The sequence below is a fragment of the Streptomyces sp. NPDC002795 genome (assembly GCF_042888725.1).
Taxonomy (GTDB): domain Bacteria; phylum Actinomycetota; class Actinomycetes; order Streptomycetales; family Streptomycetaceae; genus Streptomyces.
Genome location: NZ_JBIAQB010000020.1, coordinates 56,869 through 73,104 on the forward strand (window position 1 = coordinate 56,869; position 16,236 = coordinate 73,104).

The 16,236-nt window shown below is 70.6% G+C and carries 15 protein-coding genes; 8 read left to right on the plus strand and 7 right to left on the minus strand.

Going from position 1 to position 16,236, the window contains the following annotated elements; genetic code table 11:
- The first annotated feature begins 33 nt into the window (after positions 1-33).
- Positions 34-1,428, plus strand: a complete 1,395-nt coding sequence (locus tag ACFYWS_RS38475; RefSeq protein WP_389284275.1) for an FtsW/RodA/SpoVE family cell cycle protein — start codon at positions 34-36, stop codon at positions 1,426-1,428.
- Positions 1,425-2,897, plus strand: coding sequence for a peptidoglycan D,D-transpeptidase FtsI family protein (locus ACFYWS_RS38480; protein WP_389284277.1), 1,473 nt, complete (start codon positions 1,425-1,427; stop codon positions 2,895-2,897). The genes ACFYWS_RS38475 and ACFYWS_RS38480 overlap by 4 nt, the downstream gene beginning before the upstream one ends.
- Before the next feature lie 64 nt (positions 2,898-2,961).
- Here the strand turns inward: ACFYWS_RS38480 and ACFYWS_RS38485 are convergent, their stop codons facing one another.
- Positions 2,962-4,071, minus strand: a complete 1,110-nt coding sequence (locus ACFYWS_RS38485; protein WP_389284279.1) for a ferritin-like domain-containing protein — start codon at positions 4,069-4,071, stop codon at positions 2,962-2,964.
- 157 nt (positions 4,072-4,228) lie between these two features.
- On the opposite strand from ACFYWS_RS38485, the gene ACFYWS_RS38490 reads away from it, so the two are divergent.
- From ACFYWS_RS38490 to ACFYWS_RS38505, 4 genes are all read left to right on the plus strand, one after another.
- Entirely contained in the window at positions 4,229-5,167 is a 939-nt protein-coding gene (locus ACFYWS_RS38490; protein WP_389284281.1) for a diiron oxygenase, read from the plus strand.
- A 34-nt stretch (positions 5,168-5,201) separates the two neighbouring features.
- Positions 5,202-5,927, plus strand: coding sequence for a TetR/AcrR family transcriptional regulator (locus tag ACFYWS_RS38495; RefSeq protein WP_389284283.1), 726 nt, complete (start codon positions 5,202-5,204; stop codon positions 5,925-5,927).
- Between the two features lie 46 nt (positions 5,928-5,973).
- A complete protein-coding gene (locus tag ACFYWS_RS38500) occupies positions 5,974-6,252 on the plus strand; it encodes a hypothetical protein (protein WP_389284285.1) in 279 nt (92 codons plus the stop codon).
- A gap of 136 nt (positions 6,253-6,388) precedes the next feature.
- Positions 6,389-7,531 carry an NlpC/P60 family protein gene (locus tag ACFYWS_RS38505; RefSeq protein WP_389284287.1) on the plus strand — a complete coding sequence of 381 codons (1,143 nt, stop codon included), beginning with the start codon at positions 6,389-6,391 and terminating at the stop codon, positions 7,529-7,531.
- Here the strand turns inward: ACFYWS_RS38505 and ACFYWS_RS38510 are convergent.
- From ACFYWS_RS38510 to ACFYWS_RS38530, 5 genes are all read right to left on the minus strand, one after another.
- Complete coding sequence (locus ACFYWS_RS38510) at positions 7,525-8,787, minus strand: styrene monooxygenase/indole monooxygenase family protein (protein WP_389284289.1); 1,263 nt, start codon at positions 8,785-8,787, stop codon at positions 7,525-7,527. The two genes, ACFYWS_RS38505 and ACFYWS_RS38510, sit on opposite strands and share 7 nt — an antisense overlap.
- 76 nt (positions 8,788-8,863) lie before the next feature.
- The gene (locus tag ACFYWS_RS38515; protein WP_389284290.1) at positions 8,864-9,493 is read right to left on the minus strand and encodes an ATP/GTP-binding protein; all 630 of its coding nucleotides are present in this window, start codon (positions 9,491-9,493) and stop codon (positions 8,864-8,866) included.
- Complete coding sequence (locus ACFYWS_RS38520) at positions 9,474-9,947, minus strand: DUF742 domain-containing protein (RefSeq protein ID WP_389284292.1); 474 nt, start codon at positions 9,945-9,947, stop codon at positions 9,474-9,476. Before ACFYWS_RS38520 ends, ACFYWS_RS38515 begins: the two co-directional genes overlap by 20 nt.
- Complete coding sequence (locus tag ACFYWS_RS38525; RefSeq protein ID WP_389284294.1) at positions 9,944-10,411, minus strand: roadblock/LC7 domain-containing protein; 468 nt, start codon at positions 10,409-10,411, stop codon at positions 9,944-9,946. The genes ACFYWS_RS38520 and ACFYWS_RS38525 overlap by 4 nt, the downstream gene beginning before the upstream one ends.
- Before the next feature lie 35 nt (positions 10,412-10,446).
- Positions 10,447-13,206, minus strand: coding sequence for a nitrate- and nitrite sensing domain-containing protein (locus ACFYWS_RS38530; RefSeq protein WP_389284295.1), 2,760 nt, complete (start codon positions 13,204-13,206; stop codon positions 10,447-10,449).
- A 388-nt stretch (positions 13,207-13,594) separates the two neighbouring features.
- On the opposite strand from ACFYWS_RS38530, the gene ACFYWS_RS38535 reads away from it, so the two are divergent.
- Positions 13,595-14,404, plus strand: a complete 810-nt coding sequence (locus ACFYWS_RS38535; RefSeq protein WP_389284298.1) for a protein phosphatase 2C domain-containing protein — start codon at positions 13,595-13,597, stop codon at positions 14,402-14,404.
- 97 nt (positions 14,405-14,501) lie between these two features.
- Here ACFYWS_RS38535 and ACFYWS_RS38540 read toward each other — a convergent pair whose 3' ends face one another.
- The gene (locus ACFYWS_RS38540; protein WP_389284308.1) at positions 14,502-15,002 is read right to left on the minus strand and encodes a MarR family winged helix-turn-helix transcriptional regulator; all 501 of its coding nucleotides are present in this window, start codon (positions 15,000-15,002) and stop codon (positions 14,502-14,504) included.
- A gap of 251 nt (positions 15,003-15,253) precedes the next feature.
- Here ACFYWS_RS38540 and ACFYWS_RS38545 point away from each other — a divergent pair, with 251 nt between their 5' ends.
- Positions 15,254-16,096 (plus strand): lysozyme, encoded by an 843-nt coding sequence (locus ACFYWS_RS38545; RefSeq protein ID WP_389284300.1) that lies wholly within the window; start codon positions 15,254-15,256, stop codon positions 16,094-16,096.
- Positions 16,097-16,236: the final 140 nt, after the last annotated feature.

A 16,236-nucleotide genomic window follows, 5' to 3' on the forward strand; every position in this document is an offset into this window, starting at 1 on the left:
TGACATCCGGCACTTGCTTGCTACGTTCCCGGTATGACCGGATCATCGGGCACGTCGGGAACCCGCACCTCGTCCTCGGTACCCGCTGTGCGCGTCCCCCGGCGGCGGGGCACCGAACTGGCCCTGCTCGTCATCGCCGTGCTGCTCAGCGTCTACGGATACATCGACGTCGGGCTCTCCAAGGACAGCCGGGTGCCGGGCGGGGCCCTGAGCTACGGCGCCGGGCTCGGGGCGCTCGCGCTCGTCGCGCATCTCGTGGTCCGCTTCCGCGCCCCGTACGCCGATCCGCTGGTGCTGCCGATCGCCGTGCTGCTCAACGGCCTCGGTCTGGTGCTGATCTGGCGGCTCGACCTGGAGACGCCGGGCGACCAGGCGGCGCCCACCCAGCTGATCTGGTCCACGCTCGGCGTGGCCCTGTTCATCCTCACCGTGCTCTTCCTGCGCGACCACCGGGTGCTCCAGAGATACGCCTACATCTGCGTGGTCACGGCTCTGGTGCTGATGATCCTGCCGATCTTCTTCCCGCCGATCAACGGCGCCCGGATCTGGATCCAGATCGGCAGCTTCTCCATCCAGCCCGGCGAGTTCGCCAAGATCCTGCTCGCGATCTTCTTCGCCAGCTACCTCGCGGCCAACCGGCACGCCCTGGCGTACACCGGCAAGCGGATCTGGCGGTTCCAGCTGCCGACGATGCGGGTCTTCGCGCCGATCCTGGTGATCTGGCTGATGACGGTGGGCGTCCTTGTCCTGGAGACCGACCTGGGAACCTCGCTGCTCTTCTTCGGCCTGTTCGTGATCATGCTGTACGTGGCGTCGGGCCGCGGCAGCTGGATCGCCATCGGGCTCGTGCTCGCGGCCGTGGGCGCGTTCTTCGTCGCCTCCTTCGAGCCGCACGTGCACAGCCGCGTCGAGGACTGGCTGCACCCCTTCGCCTCCATCGACGCCGGTCAGGGCGCCAGCCAGCTCGCGCAGTCGCTGTTCGCGTTCGCAGCGGGCGGCATGCTCGGCACCGGGCTCGGCCTCGGCCACTCGAACCTGATCGGCTTCGCCGCCAAATCGGACTTCATCCTGGCGACGGCCGGCGAGGAGCTGGGGCTCGCCGGGCTCACCGCGATCTTCCTGCTGTACGCGCTGCTCGTGGAGCGCGGCTACCGGGCGGGGCTCGCGCTGCGCGATCCGTTCGGCCGGCTGCTCTCCATCGGGCTCGCCTCGATCGTCGCGCTCCAGGTCTTCGTCATCGCGGGCGGCGTGATGGGGCTCATCCCGCTCACCGGCATGGCGATGCCGTTCCTCGCGCAGGGCGGTTCGTCCCTCGTCACCAACTGGATCATCGTCGCGATCATCATCCGGGTCAGCGACCGGGCCCGGAGCCAGCTGCTGCCCGAGTCCCCCGGGAACGCCCCGGACCACGTGGAGAGCGCCAAGTGACCAAGTACATCCGCCGGGCCTCGGTGTTCTGCCTGATCCTGCTGATCGCGCTGCTCCTCAACGCGGCCCGTATCCAGTTCTTCCAGGCCGACAAGCTCGACGACAACTCGGCCAACCGCCGCTCCACGATCGAGCGTTACGGGCAGCCGCGCGGCGACATCCTCGTCCAGGGCAAGTCCGTCACCGGCTCCAGGGACACCGGGGAGTCGCTGCGCTACGAGCGGACGTACAAGAACGGGCCGCTCTACGCCCCCGTCACCGGCTACGCCTCGCAGACGTACGGCACGACGTTCGTGGAGAGCGCCGAGGACGACGTCCTCTCCGGCACCGACCCGATGCTGTCCCCCGTCCCCTTCTGGAACGAGATCTCGCGCGCCCAGGAGCCCGGCGGCAATGTGAAGACCACCATCAACGCCCGCGCGCAGCAGGCCGCGTACTCCGGGCTCGGCGGAAAGAAGGGCGCGGTCGCGGCGATCGACCCGTCGACCGGGAAGATCCTGGCGCTGGTCAGCACGCCCTCGTACGATCCCGGGCGGATCGCCGGAACCGACTCCTCCTCGACCGAGGCGTGGGCCGAGCTGAACAAGTCGCAGGAGCAGCCGATGCTCAACCGGGCGCTGCGCCAGACGTATCCGCCGGGCTCCACGTTCAAGGTGGTCACGGCGGCCGCGATCCTGGAGAACAACGTGGTGAGCGGCATCAGCGCGTCGACCGACACCCCGTCCCCGTACACCTTGCCGGGCACGACGACACAGCTGACGAACGAGTCCGCCTCTGACGCCTGCACGGACGCGACGCTGGAGTACGCGCTGCGGGTCTCCTGCAACACCGTGTTCGCCAACCTCGGGGTCAAGACCGGGCTCTCCGACATGGTGAAGATGTCGGAGAACTTCGGCTTCAACGACAGCGGGATCAAGGTCCCGATGGCGGCCGCGCGGTCGAACTTCGACACCGACATGAACGACTCGCAGCTGGCGCTCTCCTCCATCGGCCAGTACGACACCGCCGCGACGCCGCTTCAGATGGCGATGGTGTCCTCGGCCGTCGCCAATGGCGGCGCACTGATGCAGCCGCACCTCGTCGACAAGACCACGGCGAGCGACGGCGACACGGTCTCGGAGACCGGCACCGACACCTACAAGCAGGTCATGTCCCCGTACACGGCGACGCAGCTGCAGACGATGATGGAGGACGTCGTCTCCGAGGGAACGGGCACCGGGGCGCGGATCTCCGGCGCCACGGTCGGGGGCAAGACGGGCACCGCGCAGCACGGCGAGAACAACGAAGGCACTCCGTATGCCTGGTTCATCTCCTACGCCAAGAAGAAGGACGCGTCCACGCCGGAGGTCGCGGTCGCGGTGGTCGTGGAGGACGCCTCCGCGAATCGCGACGACATCAGTGGTGGAGGGAGCGCGGCTCCTGTCGCCAAGTCGGTGATGGAGGCGGTTCTGGGGTCGTCGGACGGGTGAGGTCGACATGGTGCACGTCGCGGGGCTCTGCCCCGGACCCCGCGCCTCAATCGCCGGCGCGGCTTTATGTGGTTGACCGGCCCGCTTGTACCGCCTCCTCCACCTCCGCCACCCGCTCCTGCTCCTCCGCCGCGAAGCGCTGCGCGTCGAGTTGTTCGGCGATTTCCTCGTCCTGGGCCATGAGCTGGTCGAGGTTGGAGTTGCCCATGTCGAAGACGCCCATGTCGACGTAGGCCTGCTGGAGGCGCTTGCCCCACAGGCCGATGTCCTTGACGCACGGGACGATCCGCGAGAACAGCAACTGCCGGAACATGGCCAGGAATTCGGACTGCTCCGTGTACTTCTCCGCGTCGGCCTTGGGGATGCCGAAGTTCTCCAGGACCTCGATGCCGCGCAGCCGGTCGCGCATCAGGTAGCAGCCCTCGATGACGAACTCCTCGCGCTCGCGCAGTTCGGCGTCGCTGAGCTGCTTGTAGTAGTCGCGCAGCGCCATCCGCCCGAAGGCCACGTGCCGGGCCTCGTCCTGCATCACGTACGCGAGGATCTGCTTGGGCAGCGGCTTGTCGGTGGTGTCGCGGAGCAGGCCGAACGCGGCGAGTGCCAGGCCCTCGATGAGGACCTGCATGCCCAGGTACGGCATGTCCCAGCGGGAGTCGCGCAGGGTGTCGCCGAGCAGGGACTGGAGGTTGTCGTTGATCGGGTAGAGCATCCCGAGCTTCTCGTGCAGGAAGCGGCCGTAGATCTCCGCGTGCCGCGCCTCGTCCATGGTCTGCGTCGCCGAGTAGAACTTGGCGTCGAGGTCGGGGACGGACTCCACGATCCGCGCGGCGCACACCATGGCGCCCTGCTCGCCGTGCAGGAACTGGCTGAACTGCCAGGAGGCGGAGTGCTTGCGCAGCTCGGCCTTGTCCTTGTCGGTCATCTTCGCCCAGTAGGGCGTGTTGTAGAGGGCCAGCGCGTCGTCGGGGGTGCCGAGGGGGTCGTGGGGGTCGACCTCCAGCTCCCAGTCGATGCGCTTGGCGCCGTCCCACTGCTTGTCCTTGCCCTTTTGGTAGAGGGAGAGGAGGCGGTCGCGCCCGTCGTCGTATTCCCAGCTGAGGCGAGCCGAACTGGCGGACGGTACTTGCCAGTTGGACCCATTGGGGGCCTTGGTGTACAGCTCATGCGTCGCCATGCTGGCAGGCTCACACGGTGGTAGACGCGGGGTCAACAAGTCGTACGCAGTCGTGCGCGAGGGATTGACGGTCTTGCTGACGCGCAGTCTCATAAGAACCGATGCAGACGTGACCGACGGTAACCCTGGATTCCCGTACGAAGAGGTGGGGACAGCCATGACGACCATGACGGAAGCCGACGCGCTGGCGGGACTGCGCGACGCGCTCGGTCTGCTCAAGGACCGGGAGCAGGTGGCCGAGCGGCTGCTCGACTCTTCCGCCAAGCACTCCTTCGACCCGGACAAGGAGCTGGACTGGAACGCGCCCTTCGAGGAGGGCAAGTGGTTCTGGCCGCCCGAGCTGGTGTCCCTGTACGGCACCCCGCTGTGGAAGCGGATGGGCGAGGAGCAGCGGATCGTCCTGTCCCAGCACGAGTCGGCGGCGCTGGCCTCACTGGGCATCTGGTTCGAGCTGATCCTGATGCAGCTCCTCGTGCGCCACGTCTACGACAAGGCGGCGACGAGCGCGCACGTGCGGTACGCGCTGACCGAGATCGAGGACGAGTGCAGGCACTCGAAGATGTTCGCGCGGCTGATCTCGCGCGGCGAGACGCCCTGGTACCCGGTGGCGCCGGTCCACCACAATCTGGGCCGCCTCTTCAAGACCGTCTCCACCACACCGGGGTCGTTCACGGCGACGCTGCTCGGCGAGGAGGTCCTCGACTGGATGCAGCGGCTGACGTTCCCCGACGAGCGCGTACAGACGCTGATCCGCGGCGTGACGCGCATCCACGTCGTGGAGGAGGCGCGCCATGTCCGGTACGCGCGCGAGGAGTTGAGGCGCCAGATGGTGACGGCGCCGCGCTGGTCGCAGGAGTTCACGCGGATCACCTCGGGCGAGTTCGCCCGCGTCTTCTCCGTGGCGTTCATCAACCCCCAGGTGTACGAGAACGTGGGCCTCGACAAGAGGGAGGCCATGGCCCAGGTCAAGGCCAGCGGCCACCGCCGCGAGGTCATGCAGTCCGGGGCCAAGCGCCTGACCGACTTCCTGGACGACATCGGCGTGCTGCGCGGCGTCGGCCGGCAGATGTGGCGGTCCTCGGGACTTTTGGCCTAGTAAGCGGGCTCGACGTGCCGGTTACGCTCAGAACATGACCTCGGCAACCGGCACGCCCGCCTACAAACGGCTCAGCGTCGAGGAGCGGCGGGCGCAGTTGCTCGAATCCGCGCTGTCGCTGTTCGCGCACCGGGCCCCGGAAGACGTCTCGCTCGACGACGTGGCGGAGGCCGCCGGGGTGTCCCGGCCCCTCGTCTACCGCTACTTCCCCGGCGGCAAGCAGCAGTTGTACGAGGCCGCGCTGCGCTCCGCGGCCGACGTTCTGGAGCAGTGCTTCGCGGAGCCCCCCGAGGGCCCGCTCACCGCGCGCCTCACCCGCGCGCTCGACCGCTACCTGGGCTTCGTCTACCAGCACGACATGGGTTTCGCGGCGCTGCTCCAGGGCGGCAGCGTGGTGGAGACCTCCCGTACGACGGCGATCGTGGACGGGGTGCGCAGGGCCGCGGCCGAGCACATCCTCAGCCACCTCGGCCAGGCGGCACCGGGACCGCGCCTGCGGATGACCGTCCGCATGTGGATCACGGCGGTGGAGGCGGCCTCCCTGATCTGGCTCGACGAGGACAAGCAGCCACCGCTCGACGAGCTGCGCGACGGGCTCGTCGACCAGTTCATGGCGGTCCTGGCGGCGACGGCGGGCCGGGACCCGCAGACCGCGGACGTGGTGCGGTACGCGCTCGCGCTGGAGTCGCCGGACGGCCTCGTCGGGGAACTGGCGAGGCGGGTGCTGCCGGTGGTGAGCGATGCGGCGCGCCTGCTGTGAGCGGCTCCGGTGACGGCTGTACGCCGCCCTGCGTGACACTGGTCGCGTGAAGAGCGAAGAGATCCCCTTTGTCGGCGGGCCCCTCGACGGACGGGTGCTGCCCGTGTTCGTGACCGCCACCGGGAATCCGCCCAAGGTGTACAAGGTGCCGGTGCCGGACGACGGCGGGGGCCACGACACCGTGCTCGTGTACGTCCGGGAGGCCTCGCCCGGCGGGAAGCGGATGCGGCTCCTGGCGCAGTGGCGTTACGTGTTCGCGCCGGACGGGAAGGCCGGGCGGGAGCTCAAGTGGCCGTGGTCGGGGAAGCGGTCGCCGCTGGCGTAAAGGCGGCTCGCCGTGCGGGCACCGGACGGGTGGCGGAGTTGCGCCGAAGCGAGCAGCCCGGCGGGTGGGCGGCCCGCCTTTCTGTTCATGTTCACGGTGTGGGGCACAGAGGTTGTCCCGCACCGGAGGTGATCAGGTGTCAGGCAGCCTTGTGCGGTGGGTGTGCACGGTGGCCGTCACGGGAGCGCTGCTCACGCCGCTGCCCGCGAGCGCGGCACCCGGACCCGAGCCACGGCCGGGGCCCGGCGCGGCGCGCTCAGTCGCCGACCTCCTCACGGACCTCCAGCGCTTGTACCAGGACGCCGAGGCCGCCACGGAGACGTACAACGCGACGGAGGAGGCGCTCAAGGAGCGCCGCAAGTCAGCGGACGGCCTCGCGAAGAAGCTGGCCGCCGCGCGGTCGTCGCTGCACAGCAGCAGGACCGACGCCGGGCGGCTCGCACGCGAGCAGTACCAGGGGCGCAGCGAGTTCTCCCCGTACCTGCGCCTCCTCCTCTCGCGCGACCCTCAGCGGGCGCTCGACGAGGGCCATGTGGTGCGGCGGGCCGCGCGTGAGCGGCAGGCCACCGTCGACCGGCTCACGGGCCGGGAGAAGAAGGCCGACGCGCTGGCGACGAAGGCGCGGGGCGCGCTGGACCAGCAGCTGCGGCTCGCGGAGCGGCAGAAGAAGGAGCGGGACGCGGTTCAGGACCGGTTGAAGGAGGTCGAGCAGCTGCTCGCCTCCCTCACCGCCGACCAACTCGCCGATGTGGCGCGCCTGGAGGCGCGGGGGACATCACGGGCGCAGCAGGCGTTCATGGCGTCCGGCGCGCTGAGCTCGACGGGCAGGGCCCCGTCACGGGCGGGCGACGAGGCGCTGTCCTACGCCGTCCGCCAGATCGGCAAGCCGTACGTGTGGGGTGCGGAGGGCCCCGACTCCTTCGACTGCTCGGGCCTCACGTCGCAGGCCTGGGCCCACGCGGGGCGCGTGATCCCGCGGACGTCACAGGAACAGTGGGCTTCGCTGCCCCGGGTACCCATGTCGGAGCTGCGCCCCGGCGACCTGGTCATCTACTTCCCCAAGGCCACGCACGTCGCCATGTACCTGGGCGACGGCATGGTGGTGCAGGCCCCGCGCCCCGGCACCCGCGTCAAGGTCTCCCCCATCGCGGCGAACCCCCTCCTCGGAGCGGTCCGCCCGGACCCGGGGGCGTCGGCGATGACCGGCTACCGGGCCCCGGCCCTGCCCGAAGGGGCGGACGCCGGGGATGACACGGGGTACGGGTCGGCGACCTACTGAGCCCCTCCGGTCAGCGACCCCAGGTACGCCTCCGTCTTCTCCGGCTCATAGAAGAAGTTCTCGAAGTCGGACGGATCGTTGAAGCCGTTCGCGAAACGGTCGGCCGCGGGCTGGAGCTGACCGGCCGCACCGATCAGGTTGAGGACGTGCTCCGGCGGAGCACCCAGCATCGCGTTCGTCCACTTCGTGACGTGCTGCGCCGTCTCCCAGTACCGGTCGAACGCCGACTGCATCCACTCCTCGTCGAACGGCTTGTCACCGTGCTCGACGATGGAGGCGAGGTACGAAGCCGCGCACTTGGAGGCCGAGTTGGAGCCCTGGCCCGTGACCGGGTCGTTCGCCACGACCACGTCCGCCACACCGAGCACCGCACCGCCGGAGGGCAGCCGGCCGATGGGGTTGCGCACGGTCGGGGCGTACCGCCCGGCCAGCGTGCCGTTGGCGTCGGTCAGTTCGACCTTCGTGGCGCGCGCGTACTCCCACGGCACGAACTTCTCCATCAGCTCCAGCGTCAGCGCCAGGTGCTCGGAGGGGTCCTTGACGCCCTTGAACGCGTCCAGCGGGCCGCCGGGGATGCCCTCCCAGAAGAGGATGTCCCCGCGGCCGGAGGTGGTGAGCGTGGGCATGATGAACAGCTCACCGACGCCGGGCACCAGGTTGCAGCGCACCGCGTCGAAGTCCGGGTGCTCGGGGCGCACGCCAAGGCCGTGGACGTAGGCGACGGCGAGGGCCCGCTGCGGCTCGGTGTACGGGGACCGCGCGGCGTCCCGGCCGAACATCGAGACCAGCTCGCCCTTGCCCGCCGAGACCAGCACCAGGTCGTACGTGCGCGAGAAGTAGTCGAGGTCGGAGACCGCCGCGCCGTGGATGACGAGCTGCCCGCCGCGCTGCGCGAACGTCTCCATCCAGCCGGCCATCTTCACGCGCTGGTCGACGGACTGCGCGAAGCCGTCGAGCCTGCCGACCCAGTCGATGGCCCGCTGCGAGGGGCCGGGGTCGAAGGATCCGGGCGCGGCCACCGAGACGCCGAGGCCCTCGATCCTCGGGGCCTGCGACTCCCAGAAGTTGATCTGGAGGTCACGCTCGTGCTGGAGCGCCGTGTGGAACATGCACTGCGTCGACATGACCCGTCCGGAACGGATCTCGTCGGCGGTGCGGTTGGACATCAGGGTGACCTCGTACCCCTGGGTCTGCAGGCCGAGGGCGAGCTGGAGGCCGGACTGGCCGGCTCCCACGACGAGTATCTTCCGCGACATATGAGACTGCCTTAACTGCCGTAACTAATGTGTGGGGGGCGGGGCTTGTCCACTATGAGGGCTCACGGCCGCTCGGCTACTCGGGGGTCACGTCCAGAGCGTGGCCGACCAGCGCGAGGAGCGTCTCGACCGCCGCGATGCGGCGCCGCGCGTCCATGATCAGCACCGGTACGTGCGGCGGCACCGTGAGCGCCTCCCGTACGTCGTCGGGCGCGAACTCCGTCGTCCCGTCGAAGTGGTTGACGGCCACGACGTACGGCAGTCCGCAGCTCTCGAAGTAGTCGAGCGCGGGGAAGGAGTCCTTCAGGCGGCGGGTGTCGGCGAGCACGACCGCGCCGATCGCGCCGCGCACCAGGTCGTCCCACATGAACCAGAACCGCTGCTGCCCCGGCGTGCCGAACAGGTACAGGACCAGGTCGTCGTCGAGCGTGATGCGGCCGAAGTCCATGGCGACCGTGGTCGTGGACTTCTCCGGCGTCGCGGTGAGGTCGTCGGTCTCCTCGCTCGCCTGGGTCATCAGCGCCTCGGTCTCAAGGGGCTGGATCTCGGACACGGCGGACACCAGGGTCGTCTTGCCGACGCCGAAGCCGCCCGCCACGATGATCTTCGTGGCGACGGGGGCCCGGGTCCTGTCGGTCTGCCAGGCCTGCAACTGCTCTTCCTCTATGGGCAGTTCGCCGAGCAGTTCAGAGGCGGCGGAGTCCACTCAACACCCTTTCAAGAAGCGCTCGGTCCGGCTGTCCGGGGCCGTGGCCTGTTCCGTACACGCGGATCTTTCCCTGGTCGGCGAGGTCGCTGAGCAGCACACGCACCACGCCGAGTGGCATCTTGAGCAGCGCGGCGATCTCCGCGACCGTGCGCATGCGACGGCACAGCGCGACGATGGCGCGCATCTCCGGCATGATGCCGGCGAGCCCGCCCTTGCCCAGCTCGGGGCGGTCCTCGGGCCCCTCGATCGCCGCCGTGCTGGAGATGAACGTCTCCACGAGCAGCACATGGCCGAAGCGGGTGCGGCCGCCGGTCAGCGAGTAGGGGCGCACGCGGGCGGGCCTGCGGTCCCCGCCGCGCACGGGAAGCCTGCTCGATCCGTACGTCCTGCTCGTGCCGTTCGTACTCGTGCCGTTCGTACTGTGTGCACTGCCTGAAGTGCCGGGGGTCATCGGGTGGCCTCCATCGACTGGCGCAGTTCGCTGCGGAGTTCGGGCGTCAGGACGTGCCCGGCACGGCCGACGAAGAGCGCCATGTGGTACGCGATGACACCCATGTCGCTGTCCGCGGAGGCGTGCACGCCGAGCAGGGAGCCGTCGCTGATCGACATGACGAAGAGGCTTCCCTCGTCCATCGCGACCATCGTCTGCTTGATGCCTCCGCCGTCCATCAGCTTGGCGGCTCCGATGGTCAGCGAACCGAGCCCGGCCACGATGGCCGCCAGGTCGGCGCTCGACCCTTTGGGACCTGTGCCCGGGTCGGTCGCCGGGGCCGCGTCGTGCCGACCCGGGTCGGAGGAGAGCAGGAGCAGTCCGTCGGACGAGACGACCGCGACGGACCGCAGCCCTGGCACCTCCTCGACGAGATCGGTGAGCAGCCAGTGCAGATTGCGTGCCTCGCTACTGAGACCGTTCATTCCCTTTAGTCCGTTGAGTGCAGGGGTGGGCGCAGTCAACTGCTTGCCTCCTCGGCTGTGTCCCCCTCGGCTTCACTTCTACGTCCAGGGTTCTCGGCGAACTCCGCGGTCACGTCGCGACGGCCCGCGGTGGCGCCGCGGTGGAACCCGCCGAGCTTGCGGCGCAGCGCCTCAGCGTCCACGGAGCCGGTGCGCGGCTTCGGGGCGGAGACGGGGGCGGCCACCTTCGGGGTGCGCTTGGGCAGCCCCTTGGCGGTGACGCGCTCGGCCGGTTCGGGCTCCGGTGCGGGCTCCGGTGCGGGCTCCGGTGCGAGCTGCTGGTCAAGCTGCTCGGGGTGCCCGACGGGCTCGTCCTGCTCGTCGCTCGGCGCGCGCGGGTGCGGCACCTCGGCGACGGGTTCGGGGGCCGGCTCGGGCTCCGGCTCCGGCTCGGGCTCGGGCTCGGGCTCCGGTTCCGGCAGGACCGGCGTGCTCAGCGCCATGGTCGTTTCCGCGGGGGACTCCGCGGGCGCCTCGCGCACGGCCTGCTCGGCCGCCTCGATCAGCGGGTCGCCGTACGCCGGAAGCTCGTGCTCCGGCTCCGTACGCCCGTACAGCTCATTGGAGTTGGCCTCCGCCTCGGATCCCGCGAGGCGTACCGCGGGCGCGGCGCCGGGCACCAGGACGGCGGGCGGCACGGAGGCCGCGGGCGCGGCGGCGAAGAGCGAGGCGGGCAGCACGGCGACCGCCGCCACTCCGCCCTGCTTCTGCTCACGCAGCCGTACGCGCACCCCGTGCCGCACCGCGAGCCGCGCGACGACGTGCAGGCCGAGCCCGAACCCGTCGACGTCCTCGGGGTCGTGCGCCTCCTCTGCGGTGAAGGAGGAGAGCCGGGTGTTCAGCTCGCGCATCCGCTCGTCGGTCATCCCTATGCCCTCGTCCTGGACGGAGAGCATGACCGAGCCGCTCTCCAGAAGCCAGCCGGAGACCTCGACGGAGGCGTCCGGAGGCGAGAACGACGTGGCGTTCTCCAGGAGTTCGGCGATGAGGTGGCTGAGGTCGTCGGCGGCGAATCCGGCGATGTGCGCGTGCGGCGGCAGCGCGGCGATGCGCACCCGCTCGTAGCGCTCGATCTCGGAGACGGCGGCGCGCACCATGTCGACGAGGGCCACGGAGCCGCCGTGCTGCGGCCCGCGCTCGGTGCCCGCGAGGACGAGGAGGTTCTCGCTGTGCCGCCGCATGACGGTGGCGGAGTGGTCGAGCTTGTAGAGCGTGGCGAGCCGGTCCGGGTCCTGCTCGCGCTCCTCCAGGCCCTCGATGACGCCCAGTTGCCGCTCGACGAGGCCGAGAGTGCGCAGCGCCAGATTGACGAACGTCCCGTGGATCGAGTGCTTGACCCGGTCCAGCTTGCGGGCGGTGTCGGCGAGTTCGCCGCGCAGCCGGTCCCGGTCGTCGGCCATCCGCTGGCGCTCGCCGACGAGGTGCTTGCGGTCGGACTCCAGGGTGCCGATGCGTCCGTGCAGGTTGACGGCGTGCGCGTGCAGGGCGTTGATCGAGTCGACGACCTGGGCGAACTCGTCGTTGCGGCCCTTGTACTTGACCGGTTCCTCGGCGGCCGGATCGCCCGCGACGCGCGCGGAGCCGATGCGCAGCGCGGCGAGCGGGTGGGTCAGCGAACGGGCCGTCGCCATGGCCACGCCGACCGCGACGAGCAGACAGAAGCCGACGAGCGCGATCCGGATCTCCAGCGCCGTCACGTCGTCGTCGCGCAGCTGCTCCAGGCGCTTGACCCGCTGGTCGCCGAGCGCGGCCTCGGCGCCCCGCATGAGGTCGATCCGCGCGGTGAGGGCGTCCTCGACGCTCTTGGAGTTGTAGCGCAGCTCGGCGGAGCTCAGCGTCGGGGCGTCGGCGAGGTGCTTCAGATACGTCTCGGCGCGCGTGACGTCCGGGCCCGTGGCCGTGGAGTCGTACGCGTTGACGGCCGCGGTCGTCCCCGAGTCGTGGAAGTCCTCCAGCGCGGCCTGCTCGCGCACCCTGGCCCGCTGGCCCGCGGCGCTGAGGGCGTCGCGCTGGCCGCGGGTGGCGGCGGACTCGCCGGAGACCGCCTCGCGCAGGCCGGTCGCCGGGTCGACCTGCGTGGTCGCGGTGCGGGGCACGGCGAGCGCGGCGAGCAGCAGGCCGCGCGCGGCGGACGCCTGCTCGACCGCGCGGTCCAGGTCCGCGAGGGCGTAGGCCCCGGAGCCCGCCCGCACGGGTATGCGCTCGGCCAGATCCTCGGCGCGCGCGTGCAGTTCGCCGATGGAGCGGGAGTACGCGGTGTGCGCCTCCAGGGCGGAGCCCTTGCCGGTGAGGGCGGAGCGGCGCACGGCGGCGACGTCGTCGAGGGTGCGGCGCAGGGCGGCGGGCGCCTCCACGCGCAGTTCGTCGACCTGTCGGTCGACGCGGGCGCCGTGCTCCTCGCTCAGGCCCTGCCCCTTGGAGCGGCCGGCCGCGATGAAGCGGGTGACCTCGTCCCTCTCGTCCGCGAGTGCGTGCGACAGGGCGAGCGAGCGCTGCGTCTGCTGGGCATCGTCGACGAGGGTCTGCGATTCGCCCACGCGGTCCGAGGCGCCGACAATCACCGGTGCCCCGGCGCCGACGACGGCCGCGGCGACCACGGCGACCGCCACGATCAATCGGCTGCGGACCCGGGTGCGCTTGCCCCGGCCGGAACCCGTGCGGCTCACCTCGGGCGCCTGGCCCGGTGCGACATCACCCGACGCACCCAGCCCACTGGCCCCATTACCGCCGGAGGTGTTCCCCACTGATGCTCGCATTCCTGATTCGTACCCCATGGGTCCGGGTGACGCTGCGTCAACACTCGTGACCCTCCTGGCCTGGCTCCCGACCCTTCCAGTGCCGGTGAGCAGGGGGCGCCCATCACCTCGCCCGCCACCCGAAGGAGTGAACATCGAGCGGGAGTTGAGGAGCAAGTTCCCGTGTGGCGATCACCCTCTGTCAACCGCGCGCGGGTTGGACGTCTTCGTCGGCCTTTGGCAGGATGCCCCGCCACACCCCCGACGGAAGTGATCATTCCGTGCAAACCCGGCGCTCAGGAGCCCTTTCGGGAGCGCCGCCCGATCTGCACAGGATCCATACGGAACGGCTCGGCCCAACTCGCGCTCTGCCACCGCTCCGTGAGGGCACCTCATGCAGACTGACCGCATGCGCATCGAACTGACCACCGAACCGGGCGCCGCCGAGCGGCCGAACGAGGACTACGTATCGGTGGCCGCACCGGCCGCCGGGCACGGTGGATCGATCGTCGTCCTCGACGGGGTCACTCCCCCGGCCACGGACGTGGGCTGCCGGCACTCCGTCCCCTGGTTCACCGCCCACCTCGGCGGCGCACTGGCCGAACTGTCCGTTTCGCGGCGGGATATGAGCCTGGCCGACGTGCTCGGGGCGGCGATCGCCCGGACCGCCGACGCCCATCGGGACACCTGTGACCTTTCTCACCCGCGCACCCCGCAGGCGACCGTCGCGCTCGCCCGCTGGGACGCGGAGCGGGTGGAGCATCTGGTGCTCTCCGACTCGGCGTTGCTCGTCGAGGCCCCCGACGGCACGGTCACGCCGCTGCTCGACGACCGCCTCGACCGGGTCCCGCGCGCCAACCTCGTCTCGAACGAGGTGGCCGACGCCACGGTGCGCAACAAGGAGGGCGGCTTCTTCACGGCCGCCGCGGACCCCTCGGTGGCACGCCGCGCGGTGACCGGCACGCTGCCCCGCACCGAAGTGCGGTCGCTCGCCGCGATGACGGACGGCGTGACGCGCTGGGTGGAGAAGTTCCGCGAGGGCGACTGGACGGACCTGTTCACCCTCGTACGCAAGGAGGGCGCGGAGGCGGTGGTGTCGCGGGTACGGGCACTGGAGGACGCGGACGCGGAGCCCCGCGCGTATCTGCGCCGCAGCAAGACCCACGACGATGCGTCGCTGGCGTACGTGGAACTCTCGTCAAGCGCCTCCGGCGCCTGAGAAAAGCGAAAGTCTCGACACTCAAGCCCCGCCGGCGATTGAGGCGCGGGGTCCGGGGCAGAGCCCCGAGCCCGCAACCCCGGCGGGGCGCAACGAACTACTCGGCGCCCGCGTTCAACTGGCGCAACAACCTCGCCAGTTCCGCGACCTCACGCCGGTCCCACCCGTCCAGCTGCCGCACATACCGCATGCGCCGCGCGTCCCGGACCTGCCCGAAGTGCTCACGCCCGGACTCGGTGAGCGAGACCAGCCACGCCCGGCCGTCCGCGGGATCCGGCTCGCGGTCGACGAAGCCGAGCTCCTCCAGGGCCCGCAGCTGGCGGCTCATCGTCGCCTTGCCGACGCCGATGTACCCGGCGAGCTCGGTGGCCCGCTGCGCCCCGCACTCCTCCAGGCGCACGAGCAGCCCGTACGCGGCCGGTTCCAGGTCGGGGTGCACCTCGCGGGCCATCTCGCCGGAGTTGGCACGGGCCCGTCGCAGGAAGACGGTCAACTCGCGTTCCAGGGCGAGGAACTCACCGTCCACAGCCGCCGACGCGGCGGCGGTTCGCGGTTCGGCTTCCGCGCTCCGTCGCCCGTCGTTTCCGTCTTCGCCCACGTCAGCACCCATGAACAGATTTTCCACAGCTTTCCGGAGGTTTCCGAATCTGAAAGTTTTCGCCCATCACGGTCATCACCGCAGTTCCACCAGTATTTCGCAGGAGTAGACCAACGGCACCCACCGGCCCCTCTTCCCACCCCCTGGTCTACATGCGTAGAGTTTTTTCACTGCCCATTCGTGGCATGCACACACCATCAAGCGCACCGGCGCCACCGCACGTCACCCCACGTCGTTCTCGGAGGCCGCTCATGCCCGTGCACAGACCTGTCCCCACCCGCCGCAGACGCAGCACCCGCCTGGGAATCACCGGCACCCTGCTCGCGGCGCTCTCCCTCCTCCTCGCCCTGCCCGGCGCGGCGCAGGCCGCCGATCCGCCCGCCCGCGGCGAGGCGCACATGGGTATGGGGGTCGCCGAGCACGACGGCGTCGGCTCCCTGCCGCCCACCCGCGGTGGCATCGCCGCCACCCAGACCGAAGGCGTCGACGTCTCCAGCCACCAGGGCAACGTGGCCTGGTCGACGCTCTGGAACAGCGGCGTGCGCTGGGCCTACGCCAAGGCCACCGAAGGCACGTACTACACGAACCCGTACTTCGCGCAGCAGTACAACGGCTCCTACAACGTGGGCATGGTCCGCGGTGCGTACCATTTCGCGACCCCTGACACCACGAGCGGCGCCACCCAGGCCAACTACTTCGTGGACCACGGAGGCGGCTGGTCCAGGGACGGCAAGACGCTGCCGGGCGCGCTCGACATCGAGTGGAACCCGTACGGCGCCGCCTGCTTCGGCAAGACGCAGAGCGGCATGGTGACCTGGATCCGGGACTTCCTGAACCAGTACAAGGCCCGCACGGGACGCCACGCCGTCATCTACACGGCGACCAGCTGGTGGACCCAGTGCACGGGCAACTACAGCGGCTTCGCCGCCAACAACCCGCTGTGGATCGCCCGTTACGCCTCCACCGTCGGCACGCTGCCGGCCGGCTGGGGCACGTACACGATGTGGCAGTACACGTCGACGGGCCCGACGGTCGGCGACCACAACAGGTTCAACGGCGCGCTCGACCGCGTCGTGGCGCTCGCCAACGGCTGAGCCCGCACGAGCCGGCGGCGGCCGGGGGCCCCCCCCCCCGGGGGCCGCCCCCCCCCCGGGCGGGGGGGGGGGGGCCGCCCCCGCCCCCCCGCCCCCCCCCCGGCACCGCGGTGGGGTTGCCGGTGGTGGCGGCCCGCCCC

Bases quoted from the DNA above. Each gene is read 5' to 3' on its own strand.
- ACFYWS_RS38475 (WP_389284275.1), top strand. From the start codon at position 34: ATGACCGGATCATCGGGCACGTCGGGAACCCGCACCTCGTCCTCGGTA.
- ACFYWS_RS38530 (WP_389284295.1), bottom strand. From the start codon at position 13,206: ATGCGAGCATCAGTGGGGAACACCTCCGGCGGTAATGGGGCCAGTGGG.
- ACFYWS_RS38485 (WP_389284279.1), bottom strand. From the start codon at position 4,071: ATGGCGACGCATGAGCTGTACACCAAGGCCCCCAATGGGTCCAACTGG.
- ACFYWS_RS38535 (WP_389284298.1), top strand. From the start codon at position 13,595: ATGCGCATCGAACTGACCACCGAACCGGGCGCCGCCGAGCGGCCGAAC.
- ACFYWS_RS38520 (WP_389284292.1), bottom strand. From the start codon at position 9,947: ATGACCCCCGGCACTTCAGGCAGTGCACACAGTACGAACGGCACGAGT.
- ACFYWS_RS38490 (WP_389284281.1), top strand. From the start codon at position 4,229: ATGACGACCATGACGGAAGCCGACGCGCTGGCGGGACTGCGCGACGCG.
- ACFYWS_RS38495 (WP_389284283.1), top strand. From the start codon at position 5,202: ATGACCTCGGCAACCGGCACGCCCGCCTACAAACGGCTCAGCGTCGAG.
- ACFYWS_RS38510 (WP_389284289.1), bottom strand. From the start codon at position 8,787: ATGTCGCGGAAGATACTCGTCGTGGGAGCCGGCCAGTCCGGCCTCCAG.
- ACFYWS_RS38545 (WP_389284300.1), top strand. From the start codon at position 15,254: ATGCCCGTGCACAGACCTGTCCCCACCCGCCGCAGACGCAGCACCCGC.
- ACFYWS_RS38525 (WP_389284294.1), bottom strand. From the start codon at position 10,411: ATGAACGGTCTCAGTAGCGAGGCACGCAATCTGCACTGGCTGCTCACC.